Source organism: Thermoactinomyces sp. CICC 10735 (genome assembly GCF_016055175.1).
Lineage (GTDB): Bacteria > Bacillota > Bacilli > Thermoactinomycetales > Thermoactinomycetaceae > Thermoactinomyces > Thermoactinomyces vulgaris.
The window spans coordinates 119,783-132,982 of the sequence record NZ_JAECVT010000003.1; the positions used below are offsets into that span (position 1 = coordinate 119,783).

General features: G+C 49.2%; 14 protein-coding genes. 4 read left to right on the forward strand and 10 right to left on the reverse strand.

The window, feature by feature from the left end; genetic code table 11:
- Positions 1 to 117: 117 nt before the first annotated feature.
- The 3 genes from I8U23_RS06885 to I8U23_RS06895 form a co-directional block, all read right to left on the reverse strand.
- Positions 118 to 1,419, reverse strand: coding sequence for an NCS2 family permease (locus I8U23_RS06885; protein WP_037993081.1), 1,302 nt, complete (start codon positions 1,417 to 1,419; stop codon positions 118 to 120).
- Positions 1,420 to 1,532: 113 nt separating this feature from the next.
- Positions 1,533 to 2,951: an NADP-dependent phosphogluconate dehydrogenase gene (gene gndA, locus I8U23_RS06890; protein WP_037993082.1), complete on the reverse strand. Its 1,419-nt coding sequence runs from the start codon at positions 2,949 to 2,951 to the stop codon at positions 1,533 to 1,535.
- Between the two features lie 79 nt (positions 2,952 to 3,030).
- Complete coding sequence (locus I8U23_RS06895) at positions 3,031 to 4,128, reverse strand: HupE/UreJ family protein (protein WP_198050858.1); 1,098 nt, start codon at positions 4,126 to 4,128, stop codon at positions 3,031 to 3,033.
- Positions 4,129 to 4,213: 85 nt separating this feature from the next.
- On the opposite strand from I8U23_RS06895, the gene I8U23_RS06900 reads away from it, so the two are divergent.
- Positions 4,214 to 4,465: a YkuS family protein gene (locus tag I8U23_RS06900; protein WP_037993084.1), complete on the forward strand. Its 252-nt coding sequence runs from the start codon at positions 4,214 to 4,216 to the stop codon at positions 4,463 to 4,465.
- 20 nt (positions 4,466 to 4,485) lie between these two features.
- Here I8U23_RS06900 and I8U23_RS06905 read toward each other — a convergent pair whose 3' ends face one another.
- From I8U23_RS06905 to gatC, 5 genes are read right to left on the reverse strand one after another with little or no spacing between them, the layout of a single operon-like run.
- The gene (locus I8U23_RS06905) at positions 4,486 to 5,247 is read right to left on the reverse strand and encodes a sirohydrochlorin chelatase (protein WP_198050859.1); all 762 of its coding nucleotides are present in this window, start codon (positions 5,245 to 5,247) and stop codon (positions 4,486 to 4,488) included.
- 11 nt (positions 5,248 to 5,258) lie between these two features.
- Positions 5,259 to 5,570, reverse strand: coding sequence for a hypothetical protein (locus I8U23_RS06910; RefSeq protein ID WP_037993086.1), 312 nt, complete (start codon positions 5,568 to 5,570; stop codon positions 5,259 to 5,261).
- Between the two features lie 49 nt (positions 5,571 to 5,619).
- Entirely contained in the window at positions 5,620 to 7,059 is a 1,440-nt protein-coding gene (gene gatB / locus I8U23_RS06915) for an Asp-tRNA(Asn)/Glu-tRNA(Gln) amidotransferase subunit GatB (protein WP_037993087.1), read from the reverse strand.
- On the reverse strand, positions 7,056 to 8,522 hold the full coding sequence (gatA, locus tag I8U23_RS06920; RefSeq protein ID WP_198050860.1) for an Asp-tRNA(Asn)/Glu-tRNA(Gln) amidotransferase subunit GatA: 1,467 nt from the start codon (positions 8,520 to 8,522) through the stop codon (positions 7,056 to 7,058). Before gatA ends, gatB begins: the two co-directional genes overlap by 4 nt.
- Before the next feature lie 11 nt (positions 8,523 to 8,533).
- Complete coding sequence (gatC, locus tag I8U23_RS06925) at positions 8,534 to 8,824, reverse strand: Asp-tRNA(Asn)/Glu-tRNA(Gln) amidotransferase subunit GatC (RefSeq protein WP_037993091.1); 291 nt, start codon at positions 8,822 to 8,824, stop codon at positions 8,534 to 8,536.
- A gap of 235 nt (positions 8,825 to 9,059) precedes the next feature.
- Between gatC and I8U23_RS06930 the strand changes: the two genes are divergently transcribed.
- Positions 9,060 to 11,192, forward strand: a complete 2,133-nt coding sequence (locus tag I8U23_RS06930; RefSeq protein WP_082813549.1) for a carbon starvation CstA family protein — start codon at positions 9,060 to 9,062, stop codon at positions 11,190 to 11,192.
- Between the two features lie 6 nt (positions 11,193 to 11,198).
- The gene (locus tag I8U23_RS06935; RefSeq protein WP_198050861.1) at positions 11,199 to 11,396 is read left to right on the forward strand and encodes a YbdD/YjiX family protein; all 198 of its coding nucleotides are present in this window, start codon (positions 11,199 to 11,201) and stop codon (positions 11,394 to 11,396) included.
- A gap of 34 nt (positions 11,397 to 11,430) precedes the next feature.
- On the opposite strand, the gene I8U23_RS13645 is transcribed toward I8U23_RS06935, so the two are convergent.
- Complete coding sequence (locus I8U23_RS13645) at positions 11,431 to 11,697, reverse strand: Sec-independent protein translocase subunit TatA/TatB (RefSeq protein WP_037993094.1); 267 nt, start codon at positions 11,695 to 11,697, stop codon at positions 11,431 to 11,433.
- A gap of 91 nt (positions 11,698 to 11,788) precedes the next feature.
- A complete protein-coding gene (locus I8U23_RS06945; RefSeq protein WP_037993096.1) occupies positions 11,789 to 12,127 on the reverse strand; it encodes a hypothetical protein in 339 nt (112 codons plus the stop codon).
- Between the two features lie 266 nt (positions 12,128 to 12,393).
- On the opposite strand from I8U23_RS06945, the gene I8U23_RS06950 reads away from it, so the two are divergent.
- Positions 12,394 to 13,173, forward strand: a complete 780-nt coding sequence (locus tag I8U23_RS06950) for an alpha/beta fold hydrolase (RefSeq protein ID WP_198050862.1) — start codon at positions 12,394 to 12,396, stop codon at positions 13,171 to 13,173.
- Positions 13,174 to 13,200 lie beyond the last annotated feature (27 nt).

Here is a 13,200-nt window from a genome sequence, read left to right on the forward strand (position 1 = left end):
CCGTTGGAACAAACACCTAGTTACTAGTTTACCCAACACCCCTGCCCACTTCAAAGTGAATATTTCGTTATAGAAAAAGGCTTGCGGGAAATTCCCACAAGCCTGTCAATGTCCGGGTCAATGGGGCAGATAAACCAGTTGGAAAAAGAACAGGACAGCAAAGAGATACACCAGCCAGTGAACTTCTCTCCACTTGCCGCGGAAGATTTTCATCAGCGGATAGGTGAGAAAGCCCAGCGCAATTCCCGTGGCGATGCTTGACGTCAGCGGCATGCTCAAAATCACCATAAATGCCGGGAATGCCTCATCGATCTCGTTCCATTGGATATGGCTGACATGGCTCATCATCAGGGCGCCGACCACAATCAAAGCCGGGGCCGTGATGGCCGCAATCCCGGACACGGATTGAACCAACGGGCTGAAAAAGGCGGAAAGGGCAAACAACACGGCCACCACCACGGCTGTCAACCCGGTTCTCCCGCCAGAAGCCACACCGGAAGACGATTCAATATAGGCCGAAGTCGGACTGGTTCCAAAAACGGAGCCCGTCAAGGTTGCGACCGAATCGGCCAGCAGGGTCCTTTCCCCCCGGGGAAGCACTCCCTCCTTCATCAATCCGGCTTGTTTGGCAACCCCCAAGACAGTGCCGGTGGTGTCAAACAAAGTGACCAGCAAAAAGGAAAAGACCACTGCATACAAACCGTAATCAAACACGATTTGAAACGCATGAACCGGATTGTCCACCACGAGCCGGTTTGGAATCTCGGGAGCCGACACAATGCCGCTGTCAAAAGAAAGCTGTCCCGTCAAATAAGCAATGATTCCCGTCCCGATCATCCCGATAAATAAAGCGCCATTAAGATTCAAGGCCATACAAGCCAGTGTGATCGCCAATCCGGCCAGCGTAAGCAGCGCCGAAGCAGAATGAAGATTGCCAAGCGCCACCAAATTGGAGGGATGGTCTTGAATCAATCCCGACATTCGCAAACCGATGAAAGCAATAAACAATCCAATGCCTGCGGTGATCGCGCTTTTCAAATTGGAAGGGATCACTTCAATCAGCTTGGTCCGAAGCGGCGTCAACGAAATCAGAACAAAGAGAATCCCCGCGACAAAGACCGCCGCGAACGCTTCTTCATATCCCAATCCTTGATGGGCTTTCACCACGGAATAGGCAAAATATGCATTTAAACCCATCGCCGGAGCAATGGCAATCGGGTAATTTGCGAACAATCCCATGACCAGCGTTCCAACCACCGTCGCAATGATGGTGGCAAAGAAACTCAACGAAAAGGGAACCCCGGCATCCGCCAAAATAATCGGGTTCACCACCATAATATAAGACATGGTGAAAAAGGTGGTCATTCCTGCAATGATTTCTTTTTTAACGGAAGATCCGTGTTTTTCCAATTGAAACATGGATGAACTCCCCCAAAAAAACGAATATTATTAGAAGCACAGATATATATTATTCGTTTTATGTATAAAATGCAAGAAAAAAACCCCGGAAATGATATCCCGGGGTCTCCAAATTATTCTTTTGTCCACTCCGTATGGAACACGCCTTCCCGGTCAATGCGCCGGTAAGTATGAGCTCCAAAATAATCGCGCTGGGCTTGCAACAGGTTGGCCGGCAATTTCTCAGAGCGGTAACTGTCATAGTAGTTGATGGCACTGGCAAAAGCCGGCACCGGAATGCCGTTTAACACCGCCGTTGCCACCACTTCCCGCCAAGCTTGCTGATACTCTTCCACAATCCCTTTAAAGTAGGGGTCCAAAAGCAAGTTGCTCAAGTTCGGATCCCGGTCATATGCCTCTTTGATATTTTGCAGGAATTGGGCACGGATAATGCATCCGCCACGGAAAATCATCGCGATTTCCCCGGGTTTTAAATCCCAGCCAAATGCATCGGATGCAGCTTTCATTTGGGCAAATCCTTGGGCATACGAACAGATCTTGCTGGCATAAAGGGCTTTGCGGATCGATTCGATCAATGCTTCCCGGTCCTCGATCACCGTATGGCAGCCGGTTTTCGGCCCTTTTAAGACCTGGCTGGCTTTAACCCGCTCTTCTTTCATGGCCGACAAAAAGCGGGAATAAACCGACTGGGTGATAATGGAGAGCGGGACGCCGAGATCCAAGGAGCTTTGGCTCGTCCACTTTCCGGTTCCTTTTTGCCCGGCGGTATCCAGGATCAATTCAACCAACGGCTGTCCGGTTTCCTTATCGACTTTGGTAAAGATGTCTGCCGTGATTTCGATCAGGTAACTGTTCAACTCGCCTTGGTTCCATTCTTTAAAGACCTCATGCAATTCTTCGGCATTCATGTTTAACAGATGTTTCAACAAATGATAAGCTTCGCTGATCAATTGCATGTCGCCGTATTCGATGCCGTTGTGAACCATTTTTACATAATGTCCGGCTCCGTCCGGGCCAATATAGGTGCAGCAGGGATCGCCGTTTACTTTGGCGGAAATGTCGGTCAAAATATGTTGGACCTGCTCATAGGCTTCTTTGGATCCTCCCGGCATAATGGCCGGTCCGTGCAGAGCTCCTTCTTCCCCTCCGGACACCCCGGCCCCGATAAAATGAATCCCGGTGGCTTCCAATTCTTTGCTGCGGCGAATGGTGTCCTCGTAAAAGGCATTGCCGCCGTCAATCACGATATCGCCGGGTTCCAGGTATTTTTTCAGTTGTTGAATCATGTCATCCGTCGGTTGGCCGGCTTTGACCATCAACATGATCCGGCGCGGCCTTTGAAGAGACTGAACAAATTCTTCCATGGTATATGTACCAACGATATTCAAATCGCTGTGTTTTTCGGTCAGCTTTTTCGTCCGCTCCGGAGAACGGTTGAAGACAGATACGGTATAACCTTTGCTTTCCATATTCAAAGCCAGATTTTTGCCCATCACTGCCAGTCCGATTACTCCGATATGACTTTTTGCCATGAACGACACATCCTTCTATAAATGTAAAGTATTGTTCATCTTTAATAATTAATTATAACAAAAACAAATTCATTCTTCTTCAAATCGGGAAAAACGGAATCTGAATCTCAAAAGCCCGCTCCACCACCCACAAAATTCCCAACACCGCCATCACCGCCGAAACCCACCGGATGGCCCGGCGCTCAAGCGCCCCGTTTTGCATGCGGATCCGCCGGAGCAACGGGAACACAAGGGAAACCACCAGCAATTGCCCGATTTCAATCCCCGCATTAAACGAAAAAAGGGCGGTGAGAAAATTGGTTTTGGGCAAGTGGATATCGGCCAGCGAACCGGCAAACCCGAGACCGTGAATCAATCCGAAGAAAAACGTCACCGTCAGTCGATGAGGGTATGTCCGGAAAAAGAAATTCTCCACTGCAACATAAACAATGGTCAGTGCAATCAGCACTTCCACCCACTTGGAGGGGGCTGCAATAATGTCCATGACGGCCAAAATCAACGTGATGGAATGGGCAACGGTGAAACAAGTAATCACCTTCAACAAGTTTTTCGCGTTTCCCGCGACCACCAGAAGACCCGCCAAAAAAGCCAAGTGATCAAACCCAAACCAAATGTGTGTCATTCCCATATAAACAAACTCTTTGGCCGTCAGCCAAACCGACAAATCCGTTTGTTTGGAAAAAGTCAGATGCCGGTTGTCATCATGAAAAACATAATGCCCTTCCTGATCCCCGTTATGGATCTTGACCACGTTTTGGTGTTGGCTTTTGTTGAATTCAAAAAACATTTGATAGGACAAATCCACTTTGCCAACCGGTTCCGTGGAAACAAACACTCCCTCCACCCTGTAGTGCCCCGGTTCCGGCCGGGTGATTTCTTTCAATGTGAATGGCATCGGACGGTTATTATTTTTTGCAACAAACCGTGTTTTTATATAGCTTTCGATTTGATTCTCCTGTTCTTCACGCACTTTATTTTCCTTCAGCACCAGCTGCTTCCCCGCCACCTGTTCCAACAGGGGCTCATTGATCAGCATCGAGACATGAATTTGATTGCCTTCGACCGAAAGATCCGTAGACACCAGATGCAACGGATGGGCCTCTGCCGGCAACAAAGGCAAAAAAACGATCATCCACAATAAAAATCCCATCCATCCCCAATAACGGATTTTCTCCATCCTCTCTCCTCCCACATCATTTCGTATAATTCCGGGCCATTTCCATCAAACTAACAACGTACCAAGAAACAGGAGGGATTAAATCATGAAACGCGTTGCAGTGGAAGCCGGATTATCGCCCGTCCGTGATTACTTGAGCCAAAGAGGTTTCCAAGTGGAGGAATATCAAGCGGAATCACTGCAAAATCAAGGTAATTATGCCGCAATTGTCATATCCGGACAAGATCAGAATTTAATGGGCATGCAAGACCAAGTGGAAAACTGTCCGGTCATCAGCGCAAGCGGCCTGACCCCGGAAGAAGTTTGCCGGAGGATTGAACAAATTGCCGGATCTTAAAGAAAAGACCAAGTCATCTGTTATGACTTGGTCTTTTTCTTCAGGTCCTCCACCATGGCCTCCATCCAATGGGAAACCCCCGGATCCGGCAAGTATGCCGACCTGAGGTATTCCACCTTCAATCCTTCCAAACGGGAGGGAATCAGTTGGTCAGTGAAGTACCCCTCGCTTAAAAACAAAGGCAAAACCAACACCCGGTATTTCTGACTCAAAGCATCAGCCCGTTTTCGCAATTCGTCCGATGAAAGGGAGGCAGAGGTGATACAGGCCAAAGGAAACTTTCGCCGCAGCTGCTTCACCAATCCGTTCACTCCGGCTTCCCACTTCTCTTTGAAACCAGGCAATCCATTTCCGTGTCCCACCAGCAAAACCGCCTCTTCCTCCGGTTTCCGGATAAGAGCTTGGATTCTTTTGGCCAACATTTCCGCAATGTACGGATGGTCGTCCATCGCGGGACTCATCGCCACTTTGGCATGCACGTTCAACGGTGCGGCATCGGATGCGGCCGGAAGACGGCCGGTCAGCCCCAACATAAACCGGATTTCTTCAATATGTTTGCTGCCGGAAGAAGCAAACAAAGGGATGGCGAAAATCCGGTTTACCCCTTGGGCTTCCAATGCATCAATTCCGTCTTGAATCTTCCGCCCTTTCACCAGTTCCAAAAAACCGACCGTAAGCGGATGGTCCGTTTTTACCTGTTTTGCGGCATCATCAACCAACCGGACCCACTGTTTGCTTCTGGAACCATGAGCAATCACCAGCACCCCGATTTTTTCCGCCATCACACATCCCCTTATTTTGAATGATCTGCCACTTTCTGCATGGATTTAAATGTCAAAAGAGCAAAAAAGAAGCTGATCATCCCATTCATCAGGCCTTCCGCATAAAAAAAGACCTGAGCCACTCCGTTTAAAGCCAGCAAAAAAACCGTCACCCAATAAACCGGTTTGGGAAACGCCCGGGCCGTCCGTTCATAATAAGTCAACAAAAAGTACAACGCAAAAATCAAAAAAGTAACCGCTTCATAAGGAGCCGGCACCAAAAATAAAAAATAAACCCCCGCCCCCAACAGAAGCGCAATAATCACAAGATGAAAAAGCAGCACAACCAAGCCTCCTTCTGATTAGAAAGAAGCCCGCCGAAAGGCGAGCTTTTTAATTGGACGATTGAATTTGTTTTAAGATCAACTCATTCACCAATTTCGGATTGGCTTGGCCCCGGGTTGCTTTCATCACCTGACCAACCAGGAAACCAAGCGCCCGGTCTTTTCCGTTTTTAAAGTCCTCAACGGATTGCGGGTTGGCGGCAATCACTTTTGCGACTTCCTCTTTCAGCTTCCCTTCGTCACTGATTTGGACCCATCCTTTTTCTTTCACGATGGTGCCGGGGTCTTTTCCGGTATCCAGCATTTCCTTGAACACTTTTTTCGCGATTTTGCTGCTGATGGTTCCTTTTTGGATCAATAAGATCATTTCAGCCAAATGAGCCGGTGTCATCCGGATGGCTTCGATTTCAATGCCTTCCCGGTTCAGGTATCCCAACAGTTCAGTGATAATCCAGTTGGAAGCCAGTTTCGGATCCGCTTTTTTCGTCACTGTCTCTTCATAAAAATCGGCAACGGCTTTGGAGCTGGTCAAAATTCCCGCATCATAATCACTGAGCCCGAACTCTTTTTGGTACCGTTCTTTTCGCTGATCCGGCAATTCAGGGATGCTTGCGCGGATTTCTTCTTTCCAAGCTTCGTCAATATGAAGCGTAACCAGATCCGGTTCGGGGAAGTAACGGTAATCGTGCGCTTCCTCTTTGCTGCGCATGGTTTTCGTCCGGTTTTCCTGTTCCAGCCAGCGCAAGGTTTGTTGCACCACTTTTTCGCCGCGGTCCAAAATTTCCTGTTGCCGTTTTTGTTCATATTCCAGCGCTTTTTCCACGTTTTTGAACGAGTTTAAGTTTTTCATTTCCGTCTTTGTGCCGAATTCTTTTTGGCCGACCGGACGCAAACTGATATTGGCATCGCAACGCAACGAACCTTCTTCCATCCGGACATCGGATACACCCGTGTACTGGATGATCGTTTTTAATTTTTCCAAGTAAGCCCGGGCTTCGGCCGGTGAACGGAGATCGGGTTCGGATACAATCTCAATCAGCGGCACGCCCACACGGTTGAAATCAACCAGGGAACCGTCGCCGTTATCGCTGTGATTGAGCTTTCCGGCGTCTTCTTCCAGATGCAAGCGCGTGATTCCGATGCGTTTCTTTTTTCCGTCAACTTCGATTTCAATCCATCCGTTTTGGCCGATCGGTTGATCATATTGAGAGATTTGGTAAGCTTTCGGGCTGTCCGGATAAAAATAGTTTTTCCTGTCAAACTTGCTGTATTCGGCAATCTCACAATTCAGGGCCATGGCGGCTTTCATCGCGAAATTCACTGCTTGTTTGTTCAATACCGGAAGCACGCCGGGATGCCCCAGGCAAACCGGACAGGTATTCGTGTTGGGGGGAGCTCCGAACTCAGTCGAACAACCGCAAAAGATTTTGGATTTCGTGGACAGTTCGACGTGAACTTCCAAACCGATGACTGTTTCATATTTACTCATTCTGCGTTCCCTCCCACCATCGGAGCCGGCAATGACTCAGTTTGTTGTTCATAGGCATGAGCCACGCGCAATACCGTCGATTCGGCAAAAGGCTGGCCAATGATCTGCAAACCAACCGGCATGCCGTCTGCCAGACCGCACGGAACACTAATGGCCGGCAATCCTGCCAGATTGACCGGAATGGTCAAAATATCGTTCATATACATGGTCAGCGGATCGTCCGCCTGTTCGCCGATTTTAAAGGCCGTTGTCGGCGTGGTCGGTCCGACAATCACGTCAAATTGCTTGAATACGTTCTCGAAATCCTGACGGATCAATGTTCTCACTTTTTGTGCCTTTTTGTAGTAAGCATCATAATAACCGGAGCTGAGGGCATAAGTTCCGAGCATGATCCGCCGTTTCACTTCGGGACCGAAGCCCTGACTGCGCGATTCCAGATAAAGATCCAACAAGTTTTTCCCGGTTTTGCGAACCCCGTACCGCACGCCGTCAAAGCGGGCCAGGTTGGAAGAGGCTTCCGCCGGGGCAATGATGTAGTAGGCCGCTACCGCATATTCCATATGGGGAAGGGAAACTTCCTCCACATGTGCGCCCATTTTTTCCAGCTGGTCAATCGCTTTTTGAACCGTTTCACGTACGAAAGGATCAATACCTTCTCCCAACATTTCTTTGGCCACGGCCACCTTCATGCCTTTGATCTCTCCGGTCAAAGCGGACAGATAGTCCGGCACTTCTACCGGGGCCGAGGTGGTGTCATGAGGATCGTGACCGGAAATGGCTTGCAAGACATAAGCGGTGTCTTCCACGTTTTTCGTCAACGGCCCGATTTGATCCAACGAAGAGGCAAAAGCCACCAAACCATAACGGGAAACACGCCCGTAGGTCGGCTTCATGCCAACCACGCCGCAATATGCTGCCGGTTGGCGGATCGATCCGCCGGTATCCGATCCCAGTGAGAAATAGACTTCGCGGGCAGCCACCGCTGCGGCCGAACCTCCGCTGGATCCTCCGGGTACCCGGTTTAGATCACACGGATTGCGGGTCAAGTGGAGAGAGGAGTTTTCCGTGGAGGAACCCATCGCAAATTCGTCCATGTTCATTTTTCCCACCGTCACCGCTTCGGCCTGTTCCAATTTATCCATCACCGTGGCGTTATAGATCGGCTGGTAATTGGACAAAAGCTGGCTGGCACACGTCGTGGTCATGCCTTCGGTGCAAATATTGTCCTTGATGCCTGCCGGTAAAGCGGCGAGCAGACCTTTTTCCGAAGCGTTTGCAAGCTTCTTGTCCAACTCCTCCGCACGCTTTCGGGCGCCTTCCGCATCCACGTGAACAAAAGCTTTCACTTGTCCGTCGACTTCTTCAATGCGCCGCAAGGATTCATTCACCAGGTCTGTGGCCGAAATTTCACGATCTGCCAAGCGTTTATGTATGCTCGTTATGGATTCATTAAACAGCGACATCGTTCTCCCCCTTACTCTTCAAAAACTGCCGGCACACGAAACATTCCGTCTTGATGTTCCGGTGCATTTTTCAATACTTTTTCCCGGTCCAGGGACGGACGCACTTCATCTTCCCGCATCACATTGATCATCGGTAAAACATGGCTGGTCGGTTCCACATGATCTGTGTCCAATTCGTTCAATTTATTGGCAAACTCCAAAATATCATTTAACTGGCTGGTAAACCGCTCCGCTTCCTCTTCACTTAATTTCAAACGGGCCAGTTCAGCCACTTTATAAACCTCTTCTTTGGAAATCGCCATCTCGTTCACCTCCGCTAAACAATCGCGTGCCTTATTATTCTTCCACTTTAACTTCTCACAGTATAGCATAAAACCGTAAATTTCATTAGTTTTTCTTTGGCTCCGTCCTTTTAAATACAGGTCCGTGGGAACCGAGACCTTATTTTTTGACGAAAACCGGAAATATTTTTGTCGAAATCATGAAAAATCTCCAGTATAATAATGATAAAATTCAATAAATATTTTGATGAATTCGATGAAGCAACGCCATTCAACCGGTTCGGACGAATTCTCATCAGCAGGAGGGTTGAAAGTGAAAAATCGACTATTGTCCATTCTCATATGGGGAGGAATATCCGTATTAGGCGCCGCCGGTTTGGCCGTTTTGGCCTTAAACCGCGGCGAATCGGTGAACTCATTTTGGCTGATTATCGCCGCCGTCTGCACCTATGCGGTTGCTTACCGTTTTTACAGCCGTTTTATCGCGCGGAAAATTTTCGAATTGGATGACAATCGGAAAACTCCGGCAGAAATTCATAACGACGGCAAAGATTATGTTCCCACCAACAAATGGGTGTTGTTCGGCCACCATTTTGCGGCCATTGCCGGCGCCGGTCCCCTTGTCGGTCCCATTTTGGCGGCACAAATGGGGTATTTGCCGGGAACGATTTGGATCATCGTCGGCGTGGTGCTTGGCGGGGCCGTGCAAGATTTTATCATTTTGTTCGGCTCCATGCGGCGAAACGGAAAGTCGCTCGGTGACATGGCACGCGAAGAAATCGGCCCGGTCGGCGGATTCACGGCTGCCATCGCCATTTTGGGAATTATGATTATTTTGCTGGCGGTTTTGGCATTGGTGGTTGTACAAGCGCTCGCACACAGCCCGTGGGGAATGTTCACCATTGTGATGACGATCCCCATCGCCATATTTATGGGCATTTACATGCGCTATCTGCGGCCGGGGAGAGTGCTGGAAGCCTCCATCATCGGGTTTGCCTTGTTGCTCTTGTCCATTTACGGGGGACAATATGTATCCGCTCATCCAGCCCTGTCTTCCCACTTCACGTTTGAAGGCACCACCATCGCCTGGATGATGATTATTTACGGCTTTGTCGCTTCGGTTCTTCCGGTTTGGCTTTTGCTCGCTCCACGCGATTATTTAAGCACCTTTTTGAAAGTGGGGGTCATTTTCGGACTGGCTGTCGGCATTCTCATTGTCTTGCCGGATCTTCAAATGCCGGCCTTAACCCAATTTATTGACGGAACCGGTCCCGTGTTCTCCGGCGATTTGTTCCCGTTTGTCTTTATCACCATCGCTTGTGGTGCCATTTCCGGATTTCACGCTTTGGTTTCATCCGGCACCACTCCCAAAATGATCGCCCGGGAATCCCATGCCACCATGATTGGATACGGAGGAATGCTGACCGAATCTTTCGTCGCCATCATGGCATTGGTCGCGGCATGCATCCTGACCCCCGGTGTGTACTTTGCCATGAACAGTCCGGCTTCGGTGATCGGAAATGACGTCATTTCGGCAGCCCGGGCCGTGACGGAGATGGGATTCACCGTAACGCCACAGGATTTGTCGCAACTGGCTGAATCGGTCGGTGAAAGCACCATTCTTTCCCGCACCGGCGGAGCTCCGACCCTTGCCGTCGGAATGTCCGTCATCTTTTCTGAAGTGATCGGCGGTCAATCGTTGATGGCATTCTGGTATCATTTTGCCATTTTGTTTGAAGCCGTGTTCATTCTGACCACCATTGATGCCGGTACCCGAGTGGGCCGCTTCATTTTGCAAGACTTGATGGGAAGGGTTGTCCCGAAACTGGGAGACACCAAGTTTTATCCGGCAAACATCCTGGCGAGCGCACTGGTCGTTGCCGGCTGGGGATACTTTTTATACCAGGGCGTCATCGACCCGTTGGGCGGCATTAACACGTTATGGCCCCTGTTTGGGATCGCCAACCAAATGCTCGCGGTCGTTGCGCTGGTTGTCGGCACCACTATTTTGATCAAGATGGGAAAAGCCGCCTACTCCTGGGTAACGTTCATTCCGCTGGGATGGCTGACCATCGTCACCATGACAGCGGGATGGCAAAAGTTGTTCCATTCCGATCCTTCGATCGGATTTATCGCGGCGGCCAACAAATATTCCGGAGCGATTGCCAACAACCAGTTGCTGGGTCCGGCGCAATCGATTGAAGAAATGAAACGCATCGTTTTGAACAATCAGATTGATGCCGTCTTAACCTTCTTGTTCATTGCTTTTGTGCTTGTGATTATTGTGGATGCGGCCCGCATCTGGTACAAGGTGCTGGTCAAACACGAACCCCTGTCGGCAAAAGAAGCGCCGTATGTTCCGCATCAACCCAAAACCGTGAAGGGGTGAATTTGAATGGTGAAATGGATCAAAAAATCCTGCCGGGCCATTGCTTTTTATTTAAATGAAATGGCCGGTGTCCCCAATTACAACCGATATCTTGAGCACCTTAAAAAACATCATCCGGACCAAACCCCGATGACAAGAGCCGAATTTTACCGCCAGGCCATCGATGAACGATACGGAAGCGGCGACATCCGCCGCTGTTGCTGAACGGAAACAGCAAAAAAACACCCACCTCTGGTCTTTAGAGGCTGGGTGTTTTTGTTTCGTCTTTCACGGTTTGGGTTTCCGCCTTCGGATTTTCGGTCTTGGCATTTTCCGCTTTGGGTGCATCCGGCTTGGCCTCTGCTCCTTGTCCCGAATCTTCTTCGCTTAAAACCCCGCTGGTGGCCTTTTTAAATTCTCGAAGCGATTTCCCAAGGGCTCGTCCCAATTCCGGCAGTTTCTTCGGACCAAACAAAATGAGTGCCACCACAAATATCAGCAGCCATTCCACACCATTGATGCTCACTTTGCTTCCTCCTTTATCAAGGGACACTTCAGATCGTATCCATTATAACACCGATTCAAAACAAAGAAAAACCCAAACAACGTGTCCGGGCTTACCCTACATGCTGATCAATGATGTTTTTAAGCTGATTCTTCTTTTCTTTGGAACATAAGGCCAAAGCCTGTGTGATCTGTTCCTGCCAATTTTCTTCCTCAATCAGAACCTGATCCAGCCTCTCCTTTGAGCGGTCGATAGAGGAAAGTTCCTCTTTGATCATTCCCACCATTTGTTTCATTCCGTTGACGTGCGATTCGATCCGGTCGACTTTTTGCTCCACCTTGTTCAAATTCTTTTTTAAATCCGAGATATCCGTTTTGATCTGTTCAATGCTTGCAGACTGCATGTCAATCCGTTCCATCACCGCATGCAACAAAGATTGCAATTCTTCCATCGCCGATCAGCTCCATCTCTGACTCTGCTTTTGTTTCTTCCATTATATAGAAATTTTTGCCAAAAATATCCCTGCAATTTGTCGATATTTTGACAAAAATATCAAAATTGCGGTTTTCTTTCATTCCCGGCTTGTACAAGCAAACCCGGTTTTGCTTAATCTTCCCTCCGGCGCCCCCAAAATCCTGCCACCATTGCGGGCATTTTTCTCATACTTTTTCCAGCTTCTTGCCAAAATAAAGCCAACAAGCGAAGGAGGCGAAAAAAATGCCCTTTTTGGATTGCGGCGGAACCCGGCTTTACTACGAATCGGAAGGAAACGGCCCTGCCATCATTTTTATCCATCCTCCGCTGATCACCAGCCGCGTCTTCCGATATCAGAAAGAAGATTTGAAACACCGTTATCAACTGATCCTTTTTGACGTTCGCGGCCATGGATTCAGCGGCCCGTCGCGCCAGCCGGTGACCTATCCGTTAATCATCCAGGATCTTTGCCGCCTGATGGATCACTTGCAAATCGAAAAAGCTTATCTGGCCGGGTATTCCACAGGTGGAAGCGTGGCGTTAAACGCCTTGCATCGCCACCCCGAACGATTTTTGGGCGGAATCTTAATCAGTGCGCTTTCAGAAATATCTGATCCGATCATCCAAGCGGAATTGGATCTGGCTGTGGCTTTGTGCAACCGCATCGGCTTTCCGTTTTTGTCACGGAGCATTTGCATGGCCAACGCCGGCAGCCGCAAAATGTTTTCTTATCTCCATGCCGCAGCCCGCGTGGGAAACCCGGAAAACATCAAGCAATACTTTCAATACAGCCAAACATTTAACGGCACCAAGCTCCTGCCGGGCATTCAGGCACCTGTTTTGGTTTTCTCGGGAACCCGGAATGACCGGTTCCGCAAATATACCGAAGTTCTCACCAAAAACCTGCCCAATTCCACTCATTTTCCGCTGAACCACAAGCCGCATCACTTAATCACCCGAGCTGCACGGCAACTCAATCAAGCCATCCGCGCGTGGCTGGCGCTGTATGAAACCACCGATTGATCCATCGCATGCATAGGCGTTTATGGC

Excerpts from the sequence above, each read along its gene's own strand:
- I8U23_RS06885 (WP_037993081.1), bottom strand. The coding sequence starts at position 1,419 with ATGTTTCAATTGGAAAAACACGGATCTTCCGTTAAAAAAGAAATCATT.
- gatB (WP_037993087.1), bottom strand. The coding sequence starts at position 7,059 with ATGAGTAAATATGAAACAGTCATCGGTTTGGAAGTTCACGTCGAACTG.
- I8U23_RS06935 (WP_198050861.1), top strand. The coding sequence starts at position 11,199 with ATGGTGAAATGGATCAAAAAATCCTGCCGGGCCATTGCTTTTTATTTA.
- gatC (WP_037993091.1), bottom strand. The coding sequence starts at position 8,824 with ATGGCGATTTCCAAAGAAGAGGTTTATAAAGTGGCTGAACTGGCCCGT.
- I8U23_RS06905 (WP_198050859.1), bottom strand. The coding sequence starts at position 5,247 with ATGGCGGAAAAAATCGGGGTGCTGGTGATTGCTCATGGTTCCAGAAGC.
- I8U23_RS06930 (WP_082813549.1), top strand. The coding sequence starts at position 9,060 with ATGAAGCAACGCCATTCAACCGGTTCGGACGAATTCTCATCAGCAGGA.
- gatA (WP_198050860.1), bottom strand. The coding sequence starts at position 8,522 with ATGTCGCTGTTTAATGAATCCATAACGAGCATACATAAACGCTTGGCA.
- I8U23_RS06945 (WP_037993096.1), bottom strand. The coding sequence starts at position 12,127 with ATGGAAGAATTGCAATCTTTGTTGCATGCGGTGATGGAACGGATTGAC.
- I8U23_RS06900 (WP_037993084.1), top strand. The coding sequence starts at position 4,214 with ATGAAACGCGTTGCAGTGGAAGCCGGATTATCGCCCGTCCGTGATTAC.
- gndA (WP_037993082.1), bottom strand. The coding sequence starts at position 2,951 with ATGGCAAAAAGTCATATCGGAGTAATCGGACTGGCAGTGATGGGCAAA.
- I8U23_RS06950 (WP_198050862.1), top strand. The coding sequence starts at position 12,394 with ATGCCCTTTTTGGATTGCGGCGGAACCCGGCTTTACTACGAATCGGAA.
- I8U23_RS06895 (WP_198050858.1), bottom strand. The coding sequence starts at position 4,128 with ATGGAGAAAATCCGTTATTGGGGATGGATGGGATTTTTATTGTGGATG.